Consider the following 23,109-nt stretch of genomic DNA (forward strand, 5'->3'; position numbering starts at 1 on the left):
CGTCTCTTTCCGGTGGGTCAGTTGCCGACGCGGCGGCGCACGTCCTGGAAGGCGGTGTAGTTGGCGATCAGCTCGATCTGGCCGGGCGGCGCGAGCTGCACGGCCTCGTCCAGCGTCTCGCAGACCCGGAAGTCCAGTCCGGCGACCTCCAGGCGGACCGCGAGGTCGAGGCGGCGGTCACCGATCACGAAGATCGGGTGGCCTGCCAGGCGCGGGTAGTCCACGTCCCACAGCCAGGAGGTGTCGGTGCCGTCGGCGCCCCGGGCGTTGACCGAGAGGATCACCGGCGCGGGCGGGGGATCGATCAGGGAAAACGTTTCGAGCCAGCCCGCCGGGTTCTTCGCCAGCAGCAGCCGCAGCTCGCGGCCCTGGAAGTTCACCACGTCGTAGCGGCCCGCGACGGCCTGCACCTGGTACATGCGCTCCAGCGCGACCTGCGGCGGCACGCCGAACACCGCGGCGACGGCCGCGGAGGTCGCGGCGTTGGCCTTGTTGGCGCGGCCGGGAAGCTGGAGGCGGATCGGCCAGGCCGAGCCGTGCGGGTCGAGCACGTGGTCGCCGCTGAGCACCCAGCTCGGGGTCGGGCGGCGGAAGCCGCACTCGCCGCAGAACCAGTCGTCGCCCGGGCGCTGCATGACACCGCCGCAGGAGGGGCACGACCAGGCGTCGTCCTTCCACTCCTGCCCGGCGGCCACCCACACCACGTTCTGGGAGGAGGAGGCCGACCACACGATCAGCGGGTCGTCGCAGTTGGCGATCACCACGGCCTTGGAGCCGGCCAGGCCCTCGCGCCACTTCTCCGCCAGCATCCGGGTCTCGGCGGCCCGGTCCAGCTGGTCGCGGGAGAGGTTCAGGAGCGCGATCGCCTTGGGCGTCACGTCCCGGGCCACCCCGGCCAGGTACTTCTCGTCCACCTCGATGACGCCGTACTTGGCGTCCGAGCCGCCCGCCAGGGCGGAGGTGATGCCCGCGGGCATGTTCGCGCCGAGCGCGTTCGACACCACCGGGCCGCTGGCGCGCAGCGCCTCCGCGATCAGCCGGGTCGTCGTGGTCTTGCCGTTCGTTGCCGACACCAGGACGACATCGAGGTGCTGTGCCAGCCGTCCCAGCAGATCGGGGTCCAGCTTGAGGGCGACCTTGCCGCCGATCACCGATCCACTTCCGCGCCCCGCGGCCCGCGACACCGCCGCCGCGGCCTTGCCCGCCGTCACCGCCAGCTTGGCGCGCGGCGAAAGCGGCTCCGTGTTGCCTGCCATCGTCCTTGTTCCTCCTTGCGTCGGTCCGGGCTCAGCCTATCCAGAACAGGCCAGGCCCCCGACCGCGGCGCCCCCTGGGGGCCCGCCGCCCGGTCCCGGTCTCCGTCATATCTTCGCCCCGCGTACCCTTACGGCCATGCGACACCGCCCTATCCCCGGCAATTCCGGACTCGTCCGCACCATGACCCTGCTGGGCGACCCGGTGCTCCACGCCCCCTGCGGGGAGGTCACCGAGTTCGGTCCGGGGCTGGCCCGGCTGGTCGAGGACATGTTCGCGACCATGTACGCCGCCGAGGGCGTGGGCCTCGCCGCCAACCAGATCGGGGTGGCGCAGCGGGTGTTCGTGTACGACTGCCCCGACGACGAGGACGTCCGGCACGTGGGGCACGTGGTGAACCCGCGGCTGGTCGAGGCCGACGGCTTCGAGGTGCTCGGGCCCGAGGGCTGCCTGTCCCTGCCCGGCCTGGAGGCCGGTACCGTCCGGCACGACCGGGCGGTGGTCGAGGGCGTGAGCGCGGACGGGTCCCCGGTGCGCATCGAGGGCACCGGCTTCTTCGCCCGCTGCCTCCAGCACGAGTGCGACCACCTCGACGGGACGGTCTACGCGGACCGGGTCACCGGACTGCGGTCGCGCCGGCTCCAGCGGGCGATCCGCAAGGCGCCGTGGAGCGCGGGGACCGCGCCGGACGCCTGAGGCGCCCCCGCACGGCCCGGCCCTGCCGTGTCCCGACCTGCCCCGCCCTGGTCCGACCTGGCCGCGGGCCGGTCAGAAGCCGGGGCCGTCCGCGCGGTTGCCCGCCGTGGCCAGCCGGCCCCACAGGAGGTCTGCCAGGGCCGTGACCAGGCGTTCCCGGCTGCACGGCCGCTCGCCCAGCCACCAGTCGCCGGCCGCGTGCATCATGCCGACGATGCCGTGGCCCCAGACCCGCGCCAGCTCCTCGCCCTCCGGTCCGAGGTCCACGCGCTCGGCGATGACCTTGGCCAGCTCCTCGCCGAGCCGGCGCAGCAGCGGGGCCGAGTGCAGGCCCACGTCGAAACCGCGCTCGGTGGAGTTCGGGTCCTCCGCGGGGTGCATGAGGAAGCGGTAGACCTGCGGGCGGGCCTCGATGGCCGCGAGGTAGGTCTCCAGCGTGACCTCGACGCGGCGGCGGCGTTCGGCCGGGGCGTCGAGGGCGGCCCGCAGGGAGTCGAGGAGGGCGTCCGTGTGCCGGACGGCGAGGGCGTGGTAGAGCCCCGCCTTGTCGCCGAAGTGGCGGTAGAGGATGGGCTTGGTGATCCCGGCCTCCGCCGCGATGGCGTTCATGGAGGCCTTGGGGCCGTCGCGGAGCACGACCCGGTCGGCGGCTTCGAGCAGCTCCCGTCGCCGTCGCTCGGCCGCCTGCCGCTGGCCGTCCTGCTGCGTGGTCTCCATGAGCTGATCTTCTCCCCGCCCGTACGAATCGCGTAACGCCCACGCAAAGTAACACCCCGCGCCGCAGGGCGATCGAACCGGCAGCGGCGTTGACATGCCTTACCGACGGGTAACAGACTGGGGCCCTTGATCGAGTTACCCTAGGTAACGGACCTTTGGAGGGGACATGGCGGAGTTCACCATGGAGCTCAACGACGACCAGAAGCAGGTCCGCGACTGGGTGCACGGGTTCGCCGCCGACGTGATCCGCCCCGCGGCCGCCGAATGGGACGAGCGCGAGGAGACCCCCTGGCCCGTCATCCAGGAGGCCGCGAAGGTCGGCATCTACTCCCTCGACTTCTACGCCCAGCAGTTCTTCGACCCGACCGGTCTCGGCATCCCGATGGCGATGGAGGAGCTGTTCTGGGGGGACGCGGGCATCGCCCTGTCGATCGTCGGCACCGGCCTCGCCGCCATCGGCGTCGTCGCCAACGGCACCGAGGAGCAGATCGGCACCTGGATCCCGCAGATGTACGGCACCCCCGACGACGTGAAGGTCGCCGCCTTCTGCTCCTCGGAGCCCGACGCCGGCTCCGACGTGGGCGCCATGCGCACCCGCGCCGTCTACGACCAGGCCTCGGACGAGTGGGTGCTGAGCGGTACGAAGACCTGGGCGACCAACGGCGGCATCGCCAACGTCCACATCGTCGTCGCCGTCGTCGACCCCGAACTGGGGACCAAGGGCCACGCCTCCTTCATCGTCCCGCCGGGCACCCCCGGGCTCTCCCAGGGCCAGAAGTTCAAGAAGCACGGCATCCGCGCCTCCCACACCGCCGAGGTGGTCCTGGAGGACGTACGGATCCCCGGGTCCTGCCTCCTGGGCGGCAAGGAGAAGCTGGACGAGCGGCTGGCGCGGGCCCGGGAGAAGGCCCGCACGGGCGGCGAGCGCGTCAAGAACGCCGCCATGGCCACCTTCGAGGCCTCCCGCCCCGCCGTCGGGGCCATGGCGGTGGGCACGGCCCGCGCCGCGTACGAGGTCGCCCTCGACTACGCGAAGACCCGCACGCAGTTCGGCCGCCCGATCATCGACAACCAGGGCGTCGCCTTCCAGCTCGCCGACATGCGCACCCAGATCGACGCCGCCCGGCTGCTGGTGTGGCGCGCCTCCTGGATGGCCGTGGCCGGCCGGCCCTTCGACTCCGCCGAGGGCTCGATGTCCAAGCTCTTCGCGAGCGAGATGTGCAAGAAGGTCACGGCCCAGGCCGTCCAGATCCTCGGCGGCAACGGCTTCACCCGCGAGTACCCGGTGGAGCGGATGCACCGCGACAGCGCGATTTATACGATCTTCGAGGGCACCAGCGAGATCCAGCGCCTCGTGATCGCCCGCACCCTGGCCGGCATGCCGATCCGCTGACGCGCGCCCGCGGCCCCGGCGGCTACGGGGTCTCCAGCAGCCGGTCGAGCGCCCTCCCGAAGAGCACCCGGCCGGCTGCGGCCAGCTGCCGGTCGAAGACCCGGGGCAGCAGCCGCACCCCGATGTCCTCCCGCCACACCACCTCGCTGCCGCCGCCCGGCGCCGGGCGCACCTCGATCTCGGCCCAGCCCGTGACCGTGCGCCCCCTCTTCTCCAGCCGACAGCGCCCCTCGGGCGCCCCCGCGCCCGGCGGGTGCCAGTCCACCACCTCCATCGGGTCGCCGAAGCCGACCGGACCGATGCCGGTCCGCGCCGTGAAGCGGGTTCCGGGCCCGGTCGGGGGCGGGCTGTGGACCGTGGTGCGGGTGAGGGGGACGTGCTCCCCGTGCCGCTTCCAGTCGGTCACGCGCAGCCACGCCTCGGAGGCGGGGAGAGAGCTCTTGCGCACGATAAGGATAAAGGCCACCCACAGAGGGTAAAACGCCCTCCCGACCCTTGAGATAGAGCACGAAAACGGGTTCCGAACCGACCGCGTGATCAGTAATACTTCCCGCCACGTGGATGGCGGCACGACCGCAACGACCACCGGCCCTGCGCCTCCACTCGGATGAGGAGGTGCGCCATGTGTACCCACCAGCCCCCGTGCCCGCACGCCGACAGCAGTGACCGCGATGCCGCCCGCACCGTGGCCTTCCACCCCGAACAGGGCTGGAGCCTGCTGTGCAACGGCGTGGTCGTCTTCGACGACACGGGCGAACTGCTCCCCGACGGCAGCGCGGTCGGCTCCCGCCGCCCGGCTTCCGTCCCCGCGTGAGCCGAGGAGGTTCCGATGACCGCGCGCCGCATCCAGATCCGCAAGCCCACACCGAAGCCCGCACCGCGCGATCTCGACCTGCGCACCCCGTCGGGCAGGCCCCTCCCGTACTGATCCGCCCGGACCGGTACGGGAGCGCGCCGACCGCCGTACGACCCCGCTGAGCCCGCCCCGGTCCCGTCGGGGCGGGCCCCTGCCGCCGCTCAGCCCCGGGCCGCGGCCGCCGCGAACTCCTCCTCGAAGGCCCGGTCGCCGATGGCCTGCCGGGCCTGCCGCTCGCCCGCGTCGCGCAGGGCGGTCAGCGAGGGGGAGCCCATCTGCGGGCGGCCCACCGTCCGCCAGACGCTGTGCCCGCGGCCCAGCAGCCGCGCGGCCAGCCCCCCGTCCCCCTGCGCGGCCGCCGCGGCCGCCCGCAGGTCCAGGCCCAGCGCGATCCCGAAGCTGTCGTGCAGCTGCCGCTTCCCCGAGAGCATCGCCCGCACGTGCCGGTCCGCCTCCGCGGGCCGCCCCGCCCGCAGCGCCGCCATCGCGAGGACGTAGTCCGCGTACGCGCGCAGCCAGACCTCGCCGCGGGCCGCACAGGCCCCGCGCAGCTCCGTCGCCTCCCGGACGGCCTCCTCGTGGCGCCCCAGGTCGCACAGGGCGTACGCCGAGGCCAGCTGGGCCAGCAGCCAGCCGGCCCCGTCGGTGCGGGCCCCGCGCCCGGTGTGCTCCGCGCGCGCCCGCGGACCGGCCAGCTCCAGCGCCCGTACGGGGTCCCCGGGCATCAGCAGCGAGACGGCGACGACGTACGCGGCCCGCAGCTCGCCCTCGCGGTTCCCGTCCGCGGCGGCGGCCCGCAGGCATGCGCGGCCCAGCGCGAGGCTGGCGTCCATATCGCCCTGGAGCATGGCGGTCAGGCCCAGGGCCCACTGGGCCTGTACGTACGAGGGCCCGTCCGGCCGGCCGCCGGGCCGCGCGGCCAGGGCCCGTTCGAGGAAGCCGCGGCCCTCGCGCAGGTGCCCGCAGCAGAACCAGAAGAACCACAGGGACCCGGCCATCTCCAGGGCGGCCGCGGGCTCGGTGCCGAGCAGGTGCTCCAGGGCGGTGCGCAGCTCCATGTGGTCGGCGCTCATCCGCCGGTACCAGTCCACCTGGTCCGGGCCCAGCCAAGCGGAGTCGCCCTGCCGGGCCAGGTCCGCGAACCAGTGGGCGTGCCGGTCGGCGGTGCGGCGCTCCTCGCCGAGCTCGGCGAGCCAGCTGCGCCCGTATTCGCGGATGGTGTCGAGCATGCGGTACCGCACGCCGGCGGCGGTGGGGGTGCGGCGCAGGACGGATTTGGCGGCGAGGCCGGCGAGCAGCCGGTCCACCGCGGCGGCGGGCAGCGGTCCGCCGGAGCAGACCGCGCGGGCCGCGGCCGCGGTGAAGTCGCCGGCGAAGACCGACAGCCGGGCCCACAGCAGCCGCTCCAGCGGTTCGCACAGCTCGTGGCTCCAGCCGATGGCGGTGCGCAGGGTCTGGTGGCGGGGGAGCCGGGCGGCGCGGGGGTCGGAGAGCACCTCGAAGCGGGTCTCCAGGCGCTCGGCGACCTGTTCGAGGCTCCACAGCCGCAGCCGGGCCCCGGCCAGCTCGATGGCCAGGGGGAGCCCGTCGAGGCGGCGGCACAGGTCCGCGGCGGTGGCGGCGCGCCCCGGGTCGGCGAGGGCGGCCGCCGCCTGCGGGGTGGCGGCCGCGGCGCGGTCCCGGAAGAGGGCCAGGGCGTGGTTCTCCCGGCCTTCGGCGGGCAGCGGGTCGACTTCGGTGACCCATTCGCCGTGGCAGCCGAGCGGCTGGCGGCTGGTGACGACCACGGTCAGGCCGGGGGCGGACTGGAGGAGCTCGCCGACGAGGTGGCGGCAGCCGTCGACGAGGTGCTCGCAGGTGTCGAGGACCAGCAGGAGCCGCTTGTCGGAGACCCAGGCGCACAGGTCCTCGTCGGAGGAGTGCGGGGACTGCTCGGCCAGGCCGAGGGTGTGGGCCACGGTGGCCGAGAGGAGTCCGGGGTCGCGCAGCGGGGAGAGCTCCACCCACCAGACCCCGTCGGGGTACTCCTCCCGGGCGTCGCGGGCGGCCCGCAGGGCGAGGCGGGACTTGCCCACCCCGCCGACCCCGGTGAGGGTGATCAGCCGCCGGTCCTGGAGCAGGCCGTGCAGCCGGTCGAGTTCGGCGCCGCGCCCCACAAAGCTTGCCGTCTCCGACGGAAGATTCCCCAACACGGCGACAGATTCTGTCTCAGGGCACCGCGGAGACAAGGAGCCGTGATCATTGTTGATCGAATTGTCGCCGAAGATTCAAGAGAACGGGCCCCTACCCTGCGAGTCTGACCGATCGCTCCGCAGAGAATGACCCCCAGTTGCCATCGGGCAGCCGGGCCCGCAGCTTCAGCCTCCAGACCGTGCCCGCGGGCTGGGCCACCGTCAGGCTGTAGACGGCGCGCCCGGCGGGCACCGCCCCCCGGCCCCACTGGATGACGGTGGTCATCCGCCCGTCCACGTACAGCTGGTACTCGGTCACCGGCTTGCCGGTGTCGGGCGCCGTCCACGACAGCTCCACCGCCCCCGGCGCCGCGGCGGCGCGGAAGTCCGCGGGCGCGGTGGAGGGGCCGCGCCCGGCGGCGGGCGGGGTGGTCAGGTCGGCGGCGGGGCCGTCGGGGGAGGAGTTGTCGGCGCGGTCGCGGGCCCGGACGGTGAAGGTGTAGACGGTGTCGGGCTGCAGCCCGGTCAGCCGGGTCGAGGTGGTGCGCCCGTCCACGGTGTGGATCCGGGTCCCGGACTGGTAGACGTCGTACGCCGTCACCCCGCGGTCGTCGCGCGCCGCGGCCCAGGCCAGGGTGGCCGCGCGGGGCCCGTCGGGGCGGGCGTCCAGGCGGGCGGGGGCGGTCGGCGGGCGCCGGTCGCCGGGGGCGGGCGCGGGCATGGTGACCCGGACCTCCGCGCTGAGCGCGGAGAGGTTGCCCGCCGCGTCCCTGGCCCGCACCGAGAAGGCGTACGGCGTGCTCGGGCTGAGCCCGGTCACGTCCACCATCCTCTTGTCCGCGGGCAGTTCGCGCACGAGCCGGCCCCCGCGGAAGACCTGGTAGCCCGCCACCCCGTCGGCCGCCGCGGCCTGGTCCCACATCACGTGCACCGATCCCGAGCTGCCCGCGTAGGCGGTCAGTCCCGCGGGGGCGGGCGGCGGGGTGGTGTCGGGGGGCGGTCCGCCGCAGCCGGCCAGGAGGCCGCAGGCGAGCACGGCCGTGACAGCGGACCCGCGCACGGTCCCCTCCCCTCACCCGGGCCCGGCGGGCCCCCATCAAAGGTCTAGACATATATGGCACGGGTGCGGCCCCGGCATCAAGGGCGGCGGCGGAGGTTGTCCGCCCTGACCGGCTGTGGCAGGACATGACCCGTACGTGCGGTTTAATTGCGACTGATTCGCAAGAACTTTTGATCATCAAGCAACACAAGCAGTACAAGAGGTGTGCACAACCATGACGGTCCGATCGGTGCGGCTCCTGACGGCGGGCCTGTCCGCCGCCGCCCTCCTCGCGGGCGCGGCGGCCTGCTCCACCCCCGGCTCCGCCGGGACCCCGGCCGCCGGGTCCGCGGACGCCGCCGTGGTCGGCATCGCCACCGAACCCGAGACCCTCAGCCCCCTCCTCGGCTACGGCAAGGACGGCAACTCCAAGGTCTTCGACGGGCTGCTCACCCACGACGCGCAGATGAACCTGCGCCCCGCCCTGGCCACCGCCCTGCCCGAGGTCTCCGCCGACGGGCTCACGTACACGTACACCCTGCGCAGGGGCGTGCGCTTCAGCGACGGCGCGCCCTTCACCGCCAAGGACGTCGTCTTCACGTACCGCACCATCCTCGACCCGAAGACGAACAACGCCTCCAAGACCGAGCTCGACGCCGTCAAGAGCGTCGCGCAGCAGGGCCCGGACCGCGTGGTCTTCACCCTCAAGTACCCCTACGCCCCCTTCGCCGAGCGCACCGTCCTGCCCATCGCCCCCGAGCACATAGCCGGCCGCCAGGACGTCAACAGCGGGGAGTTCGCCACCAGGCCGGTGGGCACCGGACCGTACGTCCTCACCCGCTGGTCCCGGGGCGAGAAGCTCTCCTTCGAGGCCAACCCCCGCTACTGGGGCCCCGCCCCCGCGGTGAAGAAGTTCACCATGGCCGTGATCAAGGACGACGACGTACGGGCCACCCGGCTGCGCGCCGGCGAGCTCGACGGGGCGGTCCTGCCCCCCAACCTCGCCGAGGGCTTCGCGCAGGACAAGGGGCGCACCACCTTGAGGGCCGCGTCCTTCGACTACCGGAACGTGACCCTCCCCACCCACCACGAGGTCACCGGCGACCCCGCCGTCCGCCGCGCCCTCGACCTCGCCGTCGACCGGCGGGCCATGGTCGACAAGATCCTGGAGGGCGCCGGCAAGCCCGCCTACGGCCCGGTCCCCACCGGCAGCCCCTGGTTCGCGGCCGGCACCGAGCGCCGCCACGACCCCGCCGCAGCCAAGAAGCTCCTCGACGCCGCCGGCTGGAAGACCGGCCCCGACGGGATCCGCGCGAAGAACGGCGTCCGCGCCGCCTTCACCCTCTGGTACACCTCCGGCGACAGGCTCCGCCAGGAGCACGCCCTCGCCTACGCCTCCGACGCCAAGAAGGCCGGCATCGAGATCAGGACCGAGGCCGGGACCTGGGAGGTCATCGAGCCGCGGATGAAGACCGAGGCCGTGCTCGCCGGCGGCGGCTCGCCCGCCGACCCCGACTTCGACCAGTACCTGCTGCTGAAGTCCACCCTCGGCGGCGACGGCTTCAACAACATGGCCCGGTACGCCAACCCCGCCGTGGACCGGGCCCTGGAGCGCGGCCGCACCAGCGGCGACCACGCCGTCCGCAAGGCCGCCTACGACACCGTCCAGCGCGAACTCGCCAAGGACCCCGGCTACACCTTCCTCACCCACATCGACCACCTCTACGTGGTCGCCGACCGCTGGCAGGGCCTGACCACCCAGGTCGAGCCCCACGACCACGGACTCGGCTCGGGCCCCTGGTGGAACGTCGAGGCCTGGAAGCCGAAGAAGTGACCCCCGGCAGTACCGCGGCCCGCCGCCCGCCCTGGGGGCCCGCGGCCCGGATGGCCGGCCGCCGTGCCCTGCTCGCCGTACCCGTCCTGCTCGCCGTCACCTTCGGCGTGTTCGCGGTCGCCGCGCTCTCGCCCTTCGACCCCGTCAAGGCCTACGCCGGGACCGCCGGGCTCACCGCCTCCCAGGAGCACCTGGACCAGCTGCGCGCCAACCTCGGCGCCGGCCGGCCGCTCGCCGAGCGCTGGTGGGACTGGCTGGCCGCCGCCAGCACCGGGGACCTCGGCACCTCCGCCGCGATGCGCCAGCCCGTCTCCCAGGTGATCGGCGAGCGGCTCGGCTGGTCGGTGCTGCTGGCCGCGAGCGCCCTCCTCGTCGCCGTGGTCCTCGGCACCCTCCTCGGGGTGCTGGCCGCCCGCCGCCCCGGCGGGGCCGTGGACCGGCTCGCGACCTCCGCCGCATACACGCTGGAGGCCGCCCCCGCCTTCTGGACCGGACTGCTCGCCATCTGGTTCTTCTCCGTCCAGCTCGGCCTGCTGCCCGCCGGCGGGCTCACCGACGCCGGATCCGACACCGCCACCCCCGGACAGGTGGCCCGCCACCTGCTCCTCCCGGCCCTGGTCCTCGGCGTCTCCCAGCTGCCCTGGTTCCACCTGTACGTACGCCAGGGCGTGGCCGACGCCCTCGCCGAGGACCCGGTCCGCGGGGCCCGCGCCCGCGGGCTGTCCGAGCGGACCGTCCTGCTCGGGCACGCCCTGCGTTCCGGGCTGCTGCCCGTCCTCACCCTCGTCGGGACCCGGGTGCCCGAACTGATCACCGGCGCCCTGCTCGTCGAGACCGTCTTCAGCTGGCCCGGCATCGCCGCCGCCACCGTGCAGGCCGCCACCTCCGTGGACTTCCCGCTGCTCGCCGCCCTGACCGTGCTCGCCACCGCCGCCGTCCTCGCCGGCAACCTCCTCGCCGACCTGCTGTACGGGCTGGCCGACCCCCGGGTGGGCTTCGATGGCTGAGCCCACCGCCTGGCGCACCCGCACGGGCGGCCCCCGCAGCGCCGGACCCGGCCGCAGGGCGCGCCCCGCGAGCCGCACCCTGCGCGTGCGGACCTCGGCCGCGGTCACCGCCGCGGTGGTCCTCGCCGTGCTCCTCGTCCCCGCCCTCGTCCCCCTCGACCAGCAGGCCGTCGACCTCGGCGCGAAACTCCTGCCGCCCTCCTGGGACCACCCCTTCGGCACCGACGAGGTCGGCCGCGACCTGCTGCTGCGCTGCGTCTACGGGCTGCGGGTCTCCCTGCTCGTCGGCGTGGTCGCCGCCCTGGCCGCCACCCTCGCCGGCACCGCCGTCGGCGCCGCCGCGGGGGCCCTGGGCGGCTGGACCGACCGGCTGCTGATGCGGGTGGTCGACACCTTCTCCTCCGTACCGCACCTGCTGCTCGGCATCTTCGTCGTGGCGATGTTCCGGCCCGGGGTCTGGCCCGTCGTGGTGTCCGTGGCCCTGACCCACTGGCTGTCCACGGCCCGGATCGTGCGCGCCGAACTGCTCTCGCTGCGCGCCCGGCCCTTCGTGGACGCGGCCGTCTCCGGCGGCGCCTCACGGCTGCGGATCGCCGTACGCCACCTGCTGCCCGGGGTGCTGCCGCAGGCCGGGCTCGCGGCCGTGCTCATGATCCCCCACGCCATGTGGCACGAATCGGCCCTGTCCTTCCTCGGCCTCGGCCTGCCCGCCCACGAGGCCAGCCTCGGCACCCTCGTCCAGGGCGGGCGCGGCTCCCTGCTCGCCGGCGACTGGTGGCCCACCCTCTTCCCCGGGCTCTTCCTGATCGTCCCGACCCTCGCCGTCGCGGGCCTCGCCGGCGCCTGGCGCGACCGCCTCAACCCGCGCACCCGCTCGGAGCTGACCCTGTGACCACCAGCGCGGTACACCTTCCCGGCCCCGGCGGGCGGCCCGGCACGGGCACCGGATGCGGCACCGGATGCGGTTGTGGCGGTGGCTGCGGCTCCGGTTCCGCGTGCCGTCCCGGCGGCGCGCCCGGTCCCGGCGGCGCGGCCCCCGCGCCCGGGCAGCCGCCGGTCCTGCGCGTACGGGACCTCTCCGTACGCTTCCGGATGCGCGGCGGCCGCTTCGTCGAAGCGGTCACCGGCGCCCGGTTCGACCTCGCACCCGGCACCTGCCTCGCCCTGGTCGGCGAGAGCGGCTGCGGCAAGTCCGTCCTCGCCTCCGCCCTGCTCGGGCTGCTCCCCGGCAACGCCGAGACCGCCGGCTCCGCCCTGCTGGCCGACGGCCTCGACCTGCTCGCCGCCGACGAGCGCACCCTCGCCCGCACCGTGCGCGGACGCCGGATCGGGCTGGTCCCGCAGAGCCCCGCCGCGCACCTGACCCCCGTACGGACCGTCCGCGCGCACCTCGAGGAGACCGTCCGCGCCCTCACCGGCACCCGGCGGCGGCCCCGCGCCGCCCTGCGCGCCGCCGCCGAGGCCGCCGCCGACCGGGCGGCCTTCCCCCGCACCCACCTCGACCGCTACCCGCACGAGCTGTCCGGCGGACTCGCCCAGCGCGCCGCCACCGCCCTGGCCCTGGTCGGCGACGCCCCCCTGCTGCTCGCCGACGAACCCACCACCGGGCTCGACCGGGAGCTCGTGGACCGGACCGCCGACGAACTGCGCGCGCACGCGCGCGGCGACCGCGCCCTGCTGATGATCACCCACGACCTGGCCGCGGCCGCCCGCATCGCGGACACCGTCGCCGTCATGTACGCCGGCCGGATCGTCGAACTGGCCCCGGCCGAGGCCTTCTTCGGGTCTGCGGGACCGCGCCACCCCTACGCCCGCGGACTGCTCGCGGCCCTGCCCGAGCGGGAGTTCACCCCGCTGCCCGGCAGCCCGCCCGAACTCGGCGACCTGCCGCCCGGCTGCGCCTTCGCCGCCCGCTGCCCCCTCGCCGGTCCCGTCTGCGCCGTCCGCCCGGAGCCGGTCGCCGGAACGGCCTGCCACCACCCCGTCGGGCCCCCGCCCGCCCCGCACCCCGCACCGGAGCCCGCCCGTGCTTGACCTGCGCGAGATCTCCGCCGGCTACCGCCCCGGCGAGCCCGTGGTCCGGGGGGTCAGCCTCCGACTGGAGCCCGGCCGCTCCACCGGGCTCCTCGGCCCCAGCGGCTGCGGCAAGTCCACCCTGGCCCGGGTCGCCGCCCTCCTGCACCGGCCCGAGCGCGGCACCCTCGTCCTCGACGGCACCCCCGTCACCGGCTGGCGCCACCGCGCGCCCCGCGAACTGCGCACCGCCGTCGGCGTGGTGTTCCAGCAGCCCAGGCTCTCCGCCGACCCGCGGCTGCGGCTGCGCGACCTGATCGCCGAGCCCCTGCGCGCCTGCGGCCGCCGCGCCGAAGCCGCGGACGCGGTACGGGAGTGGTCGCAGCGGGTCGGTCTCGGCGCCGGGCTCCTGGACCGCAGGCCCCACGAGGTCAGCGACGGCCAGCTCCAACGGGCCTGCCTGGCCCGGGCCCTGGTGCTGCGGCCGCGCTGGCTCGTCTGCGACGAGATGACCGCCATGCTCGACGCCTCCACCGCCGCGGCGCTGGTCGCCGTGGTCGAGGAGTACCGCGCGGGTTCCGGCGCCGGACTCCTCGCCGTGAGCCACGACCGGGTCCTGCTGGAGCGCTGGTGCGAGCGCACCGTGCACTGGTCCGCGCTCTCCGCGCCCGCCGACCCCACAGTGCGCACAGCAGTCTGACGGACCGTCAGTAGCGTCACCCTCCGTCATGAACCCGTACGGCCCACACGTCGTTCGGCCGAAAGGCCCCCGCGCTGCGCCACCATGGCGCCGACGCCGCCGTCGCGCGCACCGGCGCGGCCCCCCGGCGCAGGAGGTGTTCCGATGGTGATTTCCCTCTCCCTGGTGCTGCTGCTCCTCGTCCTCGTGGTGGTGTTCGTCCGCAGCGGCGGGCTCAAGTTCACGCACGCGCTCGTGTGCCTGCTGCTCGGCTTCTACCTGGCGGGCAGCAGCATGGCGGCGACCATCCACAACGGCCTCTCGGCCACCGCGGACGTGGTCGCCAGCCTCAAGCCCTGACCCGGCCGCGTCCGCCCGCGAACGGCCCCCTGCCGATCTGGACTCCTCGGGCCGCGGGTCCTACGGTCGGGCCGCGGCGCGACCCGAAGCGACGGAGGCAGGCCGGATGACCAGGACCGCCAGCACCGAGAGCACCGCCGGACGCACCCGGCCCACCGGCCCCGCCGGGACCCCCGCAGCGCTGCCCGGCGCCGGGGCCGACCGGGGCTCGCGGACGGCCCGCAGCTGCGCGCTGGCACCCGCCCTCGCCCTCGCCGCCCTGGTGTGCGCGCTCGCCCCGGACCGGGCCGACGCGATACCGAAGACGCCCGGCCACCGCCTGGTGGACGCCTACCGGGGCGCCCCGGCCACCGCGGACCCGCTGCCCGGTACGCCCCCGCCGCAGCACCCGTACCTCGCCCCCAACGGCCGCAGCGGGATGCACGCCGACGCCGGCGGCAGCGCCACCTCGCCCTGGTCCGGCCCGCTGGGCCGCGACCCGCAGGTCACCAGCCGCAGGATCGCCGCCGTCGGCGGCGAATGCGCCACGGCCACCTTCGACTCGGGCGGCCGCCTGGTGACCGTGTGCGGCACCTTCGCCGGCTTCAAGGTCGTGCTGCTCGACCCCCGCACCCTGGCCACCCTCGCCGAACACAGGCTCCCGCAGCGCTCCTCGACCGTCGAGGCGGTCACCACCCTCGACCCCGCGAAGATCTTCAAGGACACCTCGGGCGGCGCCTACTTCTACCTCGACCACCGGGACCGCGCCGTCCTCGCCGACTCCCGGCAGCACGTCCTGCGCCTGGCCCACTCCCAGGACCCCGCAGGCCGCTGGAGGTTCACCGTCGAGGACGACTGGGACCTCACCCCGCACGTCCCGCACGACTGCACCGCCTGGACCAACCTGCGGCCCGCAGGCACCTGCGATCCCGTCACCTCCGTCATGCCCGACTGGCAGGGCCGCATCTGGTGGGTCACCCGGCTCGGCCGGGTCGGCACAGTGGACCCGGGCACCGGGGCCGTGAAATCCGTCCGGCTGCCCGGCGAGGAGATCCAGAACTCCTTCTCCGTGGCCGAGGACGGGGTCTCCATCGTCTCCGACCACGCCCTGTACGCCTTCCGCGCCGACGCCGACGGCACCCCGCGGATCCGCTGGCGCGAGACGTACGACCGCGGCAGCGGCACCAAGCCCGGCTCCGTGAACCAGGGTTCGGGCACCACCCCCGACCTCTTCGGCAGGGACTACGTCGCCATCACCGACAACGCCGACGACCGCATGAACGTACTCGTCTACCGCCGGGCCCCCGGCATCCCCGCCGGACGCCGGCTGCTCTGCAGGGTGCCCGTCTTCGGCCACGGGGCCTCCACCACCGACAACTCCCTCGTCAGCTGGGGCAACAGCCTGGTCGTGGAGAACAACTACGGCTACGAGAACCCCACTTCGCTGCTCCTCGGCAGGAGCGTGGCCGGCGGGGCCGCCCGCATCGACGTGCGCCCCGACGGCAGCGGCTGCGACACCGTCTGGGAGAGCGGGGTCCGCTCCCCGTCGACCGTGCCCAAGCTGTCCGCCGCGAACGGCCTGCTCTACTTCTACGAGAAGCAGCCGCACGCCTGGGGCATCGACGCCTGGTACCTGACCGCGGTCGACTTCCGCACCGGCGAGCGCCGCTGGCAGCGGCTCACCGGGACCGGCCCCGCGTACGACAACAACTGGGCGCCCGTCACGCTCGGCCCCGACGGCACCGCGTACGTCGGAGTCTTCAACGGCATCCTGGCCGTCCGCGACGGCTCCCCGGCCCCCTGACCCGTCCGGGTGCATCCGAATACGGGGTGATCGGGGAACCACGCTACAGAGCCACCCCCCGCGGGAACGGATCCTCCCCATGAACCACGCACACCCCGACCCCCCGCCCCCCGGCGCCCCGCACCCCGACACCGGGGCGGGCCTGCACTGCCTGGTCACCGGCGCCACCGGCTACATCGGCGGCCGCCTGGTCCCCGAGCTGCTGGCAGCCGGGCACCGGGTCCGCTGCCTGGCCCGCTCCCCGGAGCGGCTGCGCGACCACCCCTGGGCCGGCCGGGCCGAGGTCGTACGCGGGGACGTCACCGACCCCGAGGCCACCGGGGCGGCCCTCGCGGGCACCGACGTCGCGTACTACCTCGTGCACTCCCTCGGCGGCGGCGCGGACTTCGAGGAGACCGACCGCCGGGCGGCCCGCACCTTCGCCGAGCAGGCCAGGGCCGCCGGGGTCCGCCGCATCGTCTACCTCGGCGGCCTCACCCCCGCCGGGGTGCCCGAGGACCTACTCTCCCCGCACCTGCGCTCGCGCGCGGAGGTGGGCCGGATCCTCCTGGCCTCCGGGGTGCCGACCACCGTCCTGCGCGCCGGGGTCGTCATCGGCTCCGGCTCCGCGTCCTTCGAGATGCTGCGCCACCTCACCGAGCGCCTGCCGGTCATGGTCACCCCGAGCTGGGTCCGCACCCGCACCCAGCCCATCGCCGTCCGCGACGTCCTGCGCTACCTGGTCGGCAGCGCCGCGATGCCCCGGGAGGTCAGCCGCAGCTTCGACATCGGCGGCCCCGAGGTCCTCACGTACCGCGAGATGATGCACCGGTACGCCGCCGTGGCAGGACTGCCCCGCCGGGTGATCCTCCCCGTGCCTGTGCTCACCCCGCGCCTGTCCAGCCTCTGGATCGGACTGGTCACCCCCGTACCGCGGAACCTGGCCCGGCCGCTCGCCGAGTCCCTGCGGCACGAGGTCGTCTGCGCCGAGCACGACATCGCCGCGCACGTGCCCGACCCGCCCGGCACCCCCGTGCCCTTCGACGGGGCCCTCATCCTGGCCCTGCGCAAGATCCGCGACGCGGACGTCGCCACCCGCTGGTCCGCCGCCGCCGTGCCCGGCGCCCCCAGCGACCCGCTGCCCACCGACCCCGCCTGGTCCGGCGGCAGCCTCTACCGCGACGAGCGCGAGCGGACCGTCGAAGCCGCACCCGAGGCCCTGTGGCGGGTGGTCGAGGGCATCGGCGGGGAGAACGGCTGGTACTCGATGCCCCTGGCCTGGGCCGTACGGGGCTGGCTCGACCGGCTCGTCGGCGGGGTCGGGCTGCGCCGCGGCCGGCGCGACGTCCACCGGCTGCGGGTGGGGGAGTCCCTGGACTTCTGGCGGGTGGAGGAGCTCGAGCGCGGCCGGCTGCTGCGGCTGCGCGCCGAGATGCGGCTGCCGGGCCTCGCCTGGCTGGAGATGTACGTCGAACCCGACGGCCCGGGCCGCAGCCGCTACCGCCAGCGCGCCCTCTTCCACCCCCGCGGGCTGCTGGGCCACGCGTACTGGTGGTCGGTCTCCCCCTTCCACGCCGTGGTCTTCGGCGGCATGGCCCGCAACATCGCGCGCGCGGCGCAGACGGCCCCGGTCCCGCCGGGGGCGGCCCCCGGCGGGACCTCAGAGCCCGCTCCCGCGCCCGGTGGCCCGGAGCGCGGGTCAGCGTCCGGGCGCACTCCCGGCGGTTCCTGACGGGCCCCCGACCGGGCCCCGGGCCGGGCCTCGGGGCCGCCGCAGGCGGGTCTTGGGCGGGTTTGGCAGGCTCCGACGGGCCCCGACGGGCATGACCGCCCCGGCCGGGCCCCGCCACCGGTCGGCGGTCCGCGCACCGGCCGGATCCGCGGGCGGGCGGCTGCATCCGCCCCGGGCCGGCCCGCGGAAGTGGGGGTGTACGTATCCGTCCGGTCACCGTGCGCCCCCTGCGCGGCGGCCCCGGCTGAGGGTGCCCCGATGAACGTCCCGGTCGTCCTGTTCACCTCGGATCTCCGGCTCCACGACCACCCGCCGCTGCGCGCCGCGCTCGCCGCCTCCGGCAGCCACGGGGCCGTACCGCTCTTCGTCCGCGACCCCGCCGTGGACCGGGCCGGGTTCGCCGCCCCCAACCGGCTCGCCTTCCTCGCCGACTGCCTGCACGACCTCGACTCCGCCCTGCGCGAGCGCGGCGGCCGCCTCGTACTGCGCTCCGGCGACCCGGTCGGGGAGGTGTGCGCCGTCGCGCGCGAGGCCGGCGCCGCCGAGGTGCACACGGCCGCCGGGTACAGCGCCTTCGCCCGCGCCCGCGAGGACCGGCTGCGCCGGGCCCTGGCCGCCCAGGGCTGCCGCCTGCACGTCCACGAGGGCGTGGTCACCGCCCTGCCGCCCGGGGCCGTCACCCCTCAGGGCTCCGACCACTACGCCGTCTTCGGCGCGTACTTCCGGCGCTGGGCCGCCGAACACCTCCGCGAGCCCCTCGCCGCCCCGCGCACCGTCCGCGTCCCGGACGGCGTACGCTCCGATCCGCTGCCCGTGCGGGCGGAGATCGCCGGGGTCTCGCCCGGACTCGCCCGCGGCGGCGAGGCGGCGGGCCGCGAGCGGCTGCGCACCTGGCTCGGCCACCACGCCGACGCCTACGAGGAGCGCAGCGACGACCTGCCGGGCGACGCCACCTCCCGCCTCTCCCCGTACCTGCACTTCGGGGCGGTGTCGGCCACCGAGACCGTGCACCGGGCCCGGGCCCGCGGCGGCCCCGGCGCCGAGGCCTTCGTACGGCAGCTGTGCTGGCGGGACTTCAACCATCAGGTGCTCGCCGTCCGGCCCGGCATCACCACCGCCGACTACCGCACCCGCGAGGACCGCTGGCGCACCGGGGCCGCGGCCCGGCACGACCTGCTGGCCTGGCAGGAGGGCCGCACCGGCTACCCGGTCGTGGACGCGGCGATGCGCCAGCTCGCCCACGAGGGCTGGATGCCCGGCCGGGCCCGGCTGCTGGCCGCGAGCCTGCTCACCAAGACCCTGTACCTCGACTGGCGCGAGGGCGCCCGCCACTTCCTGTCGCTGCTCGTCGACGGGGACCTCGCCAACAACCAGATGAACTGGCAGTGGATGGCCGGCACCGGCACCGACAGCAGGCCGCAGCGGGTCCTCAACCCCGTCGTCCAGGGCAAGCGCCACGACCCGTACGGGGCGTACGTGCGCCGCTGGGTGCCCGAGCTGGCGGAGGTACCGGTCGCGGCCGTCCACGAGCCCTGGCGCCTCCCGGCGGCCGACCGGGCCCGCTGCGACTACCCGGAACCCCTCGTCGGCCTCTCCGAGGGGCTCGACCGGTTCCGCCGGGCCCGGGGCCGGGACGGCGGCTGAGCGGACCCGGCAGCCCCCGCCGCGGCCCGTACGGCGCGCTGTCCCGCCCGGCGGCCCCGCGCCCGGTTACATGGGCCCTTCAGCGGCTCGCCGGAGCCGCAGCACGGGAGCGCGAGGGCGCGGGCAGGGGCAGGCCGATGGAAGCGGTGGACGTACTGGCGGACGGGTTCGGGCGGATCCGCGGGGAGGTGCACGCGGCCCTCGACGGGCTGACGGCGGACGAGCTCAACGACCGCGCCGACCCGGAGGCGAACTCGGTGGCCTGGCTCGTGTGGCACCTGGCCCGGGTCCAGGACTACCAGGTGGCCGAACCCGCCGGCACGGAGCAGGTCTGGCACGCGGACGGCTGGCGGGAGCGCTTCGCCCTGCCCCTGCGCGGCGGCTCGACCGGATACGGGCACACCGCGGAGGAGGCCGGGAAGGTCCGCGTAGACGGCCCCGGCCTGCTGCTCGGCTACAGCGACGCGGTCCACGACCGGACCGCCGCGTACCTGGCGGGCCTGTCCGCCGCCGACCTCGACCGGGTGGTCGACGCGTCCTGGAGCCCGCCCGTGACCCTCGGGGTCCGCCTGATGAGCATCCTGGCCGACGACCTCCAGCACGCGGGCCAGGCGGCGTACCTGAGGGGGCTGCTGCTCCGCCGCCGCTGACCGGGGGAACCACCCGGCTCTACCAAACTGCCGCATAAAGCCGCATTCATCCTCATCTTCTCCTTTGTCGGGTAGCGCCTCACTTCAGGGCTTTGCGGCGTCTTGACCCCCGGTCAAAGCCCGTTCCCGGTAAGGAAATCGGAAGAGCCGAATCTCTCCGGCAATCCGAGGCAACCCGTACGCCCGGCCCGTCGTCATCCGGGGCGGGGGAGGCCCGGAGATCGCGGGGCAGCCCCGACACGACCGATGATGAGGATGACCACCTTGATACGTGTCACACGCGTCGTGACCGCCGCGTCGGCGGTCCTCGCGCTGGCAGCGGCGGCACCGGGAGCCGCGTACGCACAGCCGTCCGCGCCCGTCCCGGCCGGCGTCCCGGGGGGACGGGACGGCGCAGACCTCCCGAAGGGCTGGGAGCTCACCGGCACGGGGGCCGCCGCGCAGCTCGTGTGGACCTCGCCCGACCGCGCCCACCTCGGCGACGCCCGGGTCGAGTTCTACTCCGGGGACCGCCTCCTCGGCGTACCGGAGCCCGCCGCCGACGGCCGCTCCTTCCGCCTGCCCGTCGGCACCGGCAAGCTCCGCGCGCAGCTCGCCGCGGCCGGCGACCTGCGGGTCCTGGCTGGCGGCAAGCGCATCGACGCGGGCGCCCCGGCCAAGGCGCCGCTCTCCGGGCTGCTCCCGCCCTCCGCGCAGCAGGAGCCCCTGCCGCCGGTGAACGCGGTCGACCCCGGAACCCCCGGCCGCTACAGGGCCGCCACCGGCGAGTACGACCTGAAGGCCGTGCGCCTGCCCGGCTTCCCCAAGCCGGTCGAGATGCGCGCCACCGTCGTCGCCCCCGTCGGCGCCACCGGTAAGCGCCCCGTCGCCCTCTTCCTGCACGGCCGCCACGGCACCTGCTACAAGACGGGCGGCGAGGTCACCGGCGACTGGCCCTGCGCCTCCGGCTACAAGGCCATCCCCAGCCACCAGGGCTACCTGCGCACCCAGAAGCTGCTCGCCTCGCAGGGCTACGTCACCCTGTCCATCAGCGCGAACGGCATCAACGGCCAGGACTGGCAGGCCGAGGACGGCGGCGCCCAGGCCCGCTCCTCCCTGGTCCGCCTCCACCTCGGCCGCTGGGCCGACTGGGCCGCGAACCCGGCCACCGCCCCCGCCGCGGCCAAGGCCGCCGCCGGCTCCGCCGACCTCTCGCGCGTGATGCTCGTCGGCCACTCCCGCGGCGGCGAGGGCGTCAACCGCGCCGCCCTCGACAGCCTCTACGCGGCCCCCAAGGCCCAGGACGGCTACCCGGGCAAGGTCCGCTGGAAGATCCGCGGCAACGTCCTCATCGGCCCGACCGTCTTCGGCCAGAACCCGGTCCCGGACGTGCCCTCCATGACGATCCTCCCGGGCTGCGACGGAGACGTCTCCGACCTCCAGGGCCAGATCTACGTCGACGGGGTCCGCGGCGTCGGCCGCGGCACCTCCCTCAACAGCGCCGTCTACATGGTCGGCGCGAACCACAACTTCTTCAACAGCGAGTGGACGCCCGGCCAGGCCAAGGCCCCCGCCGACGACGACTTCTGGCCCGGCGAGAGCGCCGACCCGGTCTGCAGCCCCGGCAAGAAGACCCGCCTGACCGCCACCCAGCAGCAGGCCGCCGGCGCCACCTACATCGCCGCGGCCGCCCGCCTGTTCGTCGCCGGCGACGACCGGGTGCGCCCGCTGCTCGACGGCACCGGCCGCCGCGCCCCCTCCGCCGGACCGGCCCGCGTCCTCGCCCACGCCGTCGGCGCGAACCGCACCCCGGCCGTCCTGCCCGGCGCCGGCACCGCCGTCACCGGCGGCCGGCTGTGCGCCCAGGTCGCCTCCGACCCCAAGAAGTCCTGCCTGCCCCGCGAGGACGGCCAGTCCCCGCACTTCGCCACCTGGGACGCGATGGACGAGGCCGGCCGCGACGCCGTCGCCCTGCGCTGGTCCCGCGCCGGCGGCAAGGCCGCCGTCCGCCCCGCGAAGCCCTTCTCCCTGGCCGGCAGCGAGTCCCTGGCCCTGCGCCTGATCGTGCCGCCCAACACCAAGGGCACCGCGCTCGACATCGCCGTCACCGACCGCGCCGGCAAGCGGGCCGTACTCGGCCGCGCCACCGTCGACGGCCTGCCCGGCACCGACCGCACCGCCTCCCACTGGGGCCGCGAGGTCCGCCTGCCGCTGACCGCCGCCGTCCGCGCCGGGCTCGACCTGAAGCAGCTGGCCTCCCTGGAACTGGTCTCGCACAGCCGCACCGGCAAGGCCTGGCTCATGGACGCCTGGGGCTGGCGCCCCGGCACCCCGGCCGTGCGCCCCGCCGCCCTGCCGCGCGTCGACGTCGGCCGCCTCACCGTCAAGGAGGGCGACTCCGGCACCAGGACGTACAACGTGCCGGTGAAGGTCACGGGGAAGGCCGGCACCGCCGGCAAGATCCGTCTGTTCGTGCCCTCGGCCGACTTCGAGACCGTCGAGTCCCGCGTCGTGACCGTCAAGCCCGGCGCCACCGTCAGCGTCCCGTTCACCGTCCGCGGCAACACCCGCTTCGGCACGGACACCGCGCAGGACGCCTTCGTCAAGGCCGTCAGCGGCGCGGTCGTCGGCTCGCACCGCGGCGGGGTCACCGCCGCCAACGACGACCCGATGCCCAAGATCACCCTGACCCCGGTCGCCGACAAGGTCACCGAGGGCAAGAAGCTGACCTGGAAGGTGTCCACCGACGCGGTCGCCGACGCCGACATCGTGGGCGACTTCCTCTTCCTGCCCGTCCAGCGCGGCACCGAGCTGTCCACCAAGGACGTCGACCCGCGCTGGATCGAGGAGTGGTTCGGCCCCGCCGCCGACCCCGAGCGCGCGCTCTCGAAGATCGTCGAGAACGAGACCTCGCTGTCCTTCCACATCCCGGCGGGCAAGCGCAGCGCCGAGCTGAGCATCCCGACCATCGCCGACACCGTGCGCGAGGGCAGCGAGACCCTGCGGGCCCAGCTGCGCACGTACGACGAGAAGTGGCAGTCCGTGCCGGGCCCGGTGGTCACCGGCACCGTCCTCAACGCCGCTCCGTAACACCTCTCCACGGCGCCACGCTGCACGGCGCCACCTCTCCACAGCACCACCCGCACCCCGCTGCGGCGGGTGCACACCGTGCCCGGGGGCCCAGGCCCCCGGGCACACCCGTCTCCCGCCCCCTGCGCCCACCACCCCCCTTCCAACCAGGCCTGCTTGCGCGGAAGTTGAGCGTGCCGCAGGCTCGACCCCCCGGGTGCACCGCCCGGGGATCCCAGCAGGGGGGAGAACGG

19 protein-coding genes are annotated in these 23,109 nt (G+C 75.3%); 14 read left to right on the top strand and 5 right to left on the bottom strand.

The window, feature by feature from the left end:
* Positions 1-17: 17 nt before the first annotated feature.
* Positions 18-1,256 carry a MurT ligase domain-containing protein gene (locus ACZ7JZ_RS20625; protein ID WP_470941170.1) on the bottom strand — a complete coding sequence of 413 codons (1,239 nt, stop codon included), beginning with the start codon at positions 1,254-1,256 and terminating at the stop codon, positions 18-20.
* 136 nt (positions 1,257-1,392) lie between these two features.
* Here ACZ7JZ_RS20625 and def point away from each other — a divergent pair, with 136 nt between their 5' ends.
* Positions 1,393-1,950, top strand: coding sequence for a peptide deformylase (def, locus tag ACZ7JZ_RS20630; RefSeq protein ID WP_470941171.1), 558 nt, complete (start codon positions 1,393-1,395; stop codon positions 1,948-1,950).
* Positions 1,951-2,022: 72 nt separating this feature from the next.
* Here the strand turns inward: def and ACZ7JZ_RS20635 are convergent, their stop codons facing one another.
* Positions 2,023-2,667 carry a TetR/AcrR family transcriptional regulator gene (locus tag ACZ7JZ_RS20635; RefSeq protein WP_470941173.1) on the bottom strand — a complete coding sequence of 215 codons (645 nt, stop codon included), beginning with the start codon at positions 2,665-2,667 and terminating at the stop codon, positions 2,023-2,025.
* 166 nt (positions 2,668-2,833) lie between these two features.
* On the opposite strand from ACZ7JZ_RS20635, the gene ACZ7JZ_RS20640 reads away from it, so the two are divergent.
* Positions 2,834-4,060 (top strand): acyl-CoA dehydrogenase family protein, encoded by a 1,227-nt coding sequence (locus ACZ7JZ_RS20640; protein ID WP_470941175.1) that lies wholly within the window; start codon positions 2,834-2,836, stop codon positions 4,058-4,060.
* A 22-nt stretch (positions 4,061-4,082) separates the two neighbouring features.
* On the opposite strand, the gene ACZ7JZ_RS20645 is transcribed toward ACZ7JZ_RS20640, so the two are convergent.
* A complete protein-coding gene (locus ACZ7JZ_RS20645; RefSeq protein ID WP_470941177.1) occupies positions 4,083-4,508 on the bottom strand; it encodes an SRPBCC family protein in 426 nt (141 codons plus the stop codon).
* A 174-nt stretch (positions 4,509-4,682) separates the two neighbouring features.
* Here ACZ7JZ_RS20645 and ACZ7JZ_RS20650 point away from each other — a divergent pair, with 174 nt between their 5' ends.
* Entirely contained in the window at positions 4,683-4,874 is a 192-nt protein-coding gene (locus ACZ7JZ_RS20650) for a DUF5999 family protein (RefSeq protein ID WP_470941179.1), read from the top strand.
* 203 nt (positions 4,875-5,077) lie between these two features.
* On the opposite strand, the gene ACZ7JZ_RS20655 is transcribed toward ACZ7JZ_RS20650, so the two are convergent.
* Complete coding sequence (locus ACZ7JZ_RS20655; protein ID WP_470941181.1) at positions 5,078-7,108, bottom strand: ATP-binding protein; 2,031 nt, start codon at positions 7,106-7,108, stop codon at positions 5,078-5,080.
* Positions 7,109-7,199: 91 nt separating this feature from the next.
* Complete coding sequence (locus ACZ7JZ_RS20660; protein ID WP_470941183.1) at positions 7,200-8,147, bottom strand: fibronectin type III domain-containing protein; 948 nt, start codon at positions 8,145-8,147, stop codon at positions 7,200-7,202.
* A gap of 214 nt (positions 8,148-8,361) precedes the next feature.
* On the opposite strand from ACZ7JZ_RS20660, the gene ACZ7JZ_RS20665 reads away from it, so the two are divergent.
* The 11 genes from ACZ7JZ_RS20665 to ACZ7JZ_RS20715 all read left to right on the top strand — a co-directional run bounded on the left by ACZ7JZ_RS20665 (position 8,362) and on the right by ACZ7JZ_RS20715 (position 22,876).
* A complete protein-coding gene (locus ACZ7JZ_RS20665; protein ID WP_470941185.1) occupies positions 8,362-9,960 on the top strand; it encodes an ABC transporter substrate-binding protein in 1,599 nt (532 codons plus the stop codon).
* A gap of 50 nt (positions 9,961-10,010) precedes the next feature.
* Positions 10,011-10,967 carry an ABC transporter permease gene (locus ACZ7JZ_RS20670; protein WP_470941302.1) on the top strand — a complete coding sequence of 319 codons (957 nt, stop codon included), beginning with the start codon at positions 10,011-10,013 and terminating at the stop codon, positions 10,965-10,967.
* Positions 10,960-11,859: an ABC transporter permease gene (locus ACZ7JZ_RS20675; RefSeq protein WP_470941187.1), complete on the top strand. Its 900-nt coding sequence runs from the start codon at positions 10,960-10,962 to the stop codon at positions 11,857-11,859. Before ACZ7JZ_RS20670 ends, ACZ7JZ_RS20675 begins: the two co-directional genes overlap by 8 nt.
* A 200-nt stretch (positions 11,860-12,059) precedes the next feature.
* Positions 12,060-13,001, top strand: a complete 942-nt coding sequence (locus ACZ7JZ_RS20680; RefSeq protein ID WP_470941189.1) for an oligopeptide/dipeptide ABC transporter ATP-binding protein — start codon at positions 12,060-12,062, stop codon at positions 12,999-13,001.
* Positions 12,994-13,680 (top strand): ABC transporter ATP-binding protein, encoded by a 687-nt coding sequence (locus ACZ7JZ_RS20685; RefSeq protein ID WP_470941191.1) that lies wholly within the window; start codon positions 12,994-12,996, stop codon positions 13,678-13,680. The genes ACZ7JZ_RS20680 and ACZ7JZ_RS20685 overlap by 8 nt, the downstream gene beginning before the upstream one ends.
* Positions 13,681-13,824: 144 nt before the next feature.
* The gene (locus tag ACZ7JZ_RS20690) at positions 13,825-14,019 is read left to right on the top strand and encodes a hypothetical protein (RefSeq protein WP_470941193.1); all 195 of its coding nucleotides are present in this window, start codon (positions 13,825-13,827) and stop codon (positions 14,017-14,019) included.
* Positions 14,020-14,125: 106 nt separating this feature from the next.
* Complete coding sequence (locus ACZ7JZ_RS20695; protein ID WP_470941195.1) at positions 14,126-15,802, top strand: hypothetical protein; 1,677 nt, start codon at positions 14,126-14,128, stop codon at positions 15,800-15,802.
* Between the two features lie 79 nt (positions 15,803-15,881).
* On the top strand, positions 15,882-17,513 hold the full coding sequence (locus ACZ7JZ_RS20700) for an SDR family oxidoreductase (RefSeq protein ID WP_470941197.1): 1,632 nt from the start codon (positions 15,882-15,884) through the stop codon (positions 17,511-17,513).
* 258 nt (positions 17,514-17,771) lie between these two features.
* A complete protein-coding gene (locus ACZ7JZ_RS20705) occupies positions 17,772-19,157 on the top strand; it encodes a cryptochrome/photolyase family protein (protein ID WP_470941199.1) in 1,386 nt (461 codons plus the stop codon).
* A gap of 137 nt (positions 19,158-19,294) precedes the next feature.
* Positions 19,295-19,807 (top strand): mycothiol transferase, encoded by a 513-nt coding sequence (locus tag ACZ7JZ_RS20710; protein ID WP_470941201.1) that lies wholly within the window; start codon positions 19,295-19,297, stop codon positions 19,805-19,807.
* 264 nt (positions 19,808-20,071) lie between these two features.
* Positions 20,072-22,876 (top strand): alpha/beta hydrolase, encoded by a 2,805-nt coding sequence (locus ACZ7JZ_RS20715; protein WP_470941203.1) that lies wholly within the window; start codon positions 20,072-20,074, stop codon positions 22,874-22,876.
* Positions 22,877-23,109: the final 233 nt, after the last annotated feature.

The sequence above is a fragment of the Streptomyces sp. NPDC038213 genome (genome assembly GCF_055600495.1).

Coding starts and splice junctions, on each gene's coding strand:
- ACZ7JZ_RS20695 (WP_470941195.1), top strand. CDS start 14,126: ATGACCAGGACCGCCAGCACCGAGAGCACCGCCGGACGCACCCGGCCC.
- ACZ7JZ_RS20680 (WP_470941189.1), top strand. CDS start 12,060: ATGCGCGGCGGCCGCTTCGTCGAAGCGGTCACCGGCGCCCGGTTCGAC.
- ACZ7JZ_RS20670 (WP_470941302.1), top strand. CDS start 10,011: ATGGCCGGCCGCCGTGCCCTGCTCGCCGTACCCGTCCTGCTCGCCGTC.
- ACZ7JZ_RS20705 (WP_470941199.1), top strand. CDS start 17,772: ATGAACGTCCCGGTCGTCCTGTTCACCTCGGATCTCCGGCTCCACGAC.
- ACZ7JZ_RS20700 (WP_470941197.1), top strand. CDS start 15,882: ATGAACCACGCACACCCCGACCCCCCGCCCCCCGGCGCCCCGCACCCC.
- ACZ7JZ_RS20650 (WP_470941179.1), top strand. CDS start 4,683: ATGTGTACCCACCAGCCCCCGTGCCCGCACGCCGACAGCAGTGACCGC.
- ACZ7JZ_RS20640 (WP_470941175.1), top strand. CDS start 2,834: ATGGCGGAGTTCACCATGGAGCTCAACGACGACCAGAAGCAGGTCCGC.
- ACZ7JZ_RS20675 (WP_470941187.1), top strand. CDS start 10,960: ATGGCTGAGCCCACCGCCTGGCGCACCCGCACGGGCGGCCCCCGCAGC.
- ACZ7JZ_RS20710 (WP_470941201.1), top strand. CDS start 19,295: ATGGAAGCGGTGGACGTACTGGCGGACGGGTTCGGGCGGATCCGCGGG.
- def (WP_470941171.1), top strand. CDS start 1,393: ATGCGACACCGCCCTATCCCCGGCAATTCCGGACTCGTCCGCACCATG.
- ACZ7JZ_RS20635 (WP_470941173.1), bottom strand. CDS start 2,667: ATGGAGACCACGCAGCAGGACGGCCAGCGGCAGGCGGCCGAGCGACGG.
- ACZ7JZ_RS20665 (WP_470941185.1), top strand. CDS start 8,362: ATGACGGTCCGATCGGTGCGGCTCCTGACGGCGGGCCTGTCCGCCGCC.
- ACZ7JZ_RS20690 (WP_470941193.1), top strand. CDS start 13,825: ATGGTGATTTCCCTCTCCCTGGTGCTGCTGCTCCTCGTCCTCGTGGTG.
- ACZ7JZ_RS20625 (WP_470941170.1), bottom strand. CDS start 1,256: ATGGCAGGCAACACGGAGCCGCTTTCGCCGCGCGCCAAGCTGGCGGTG.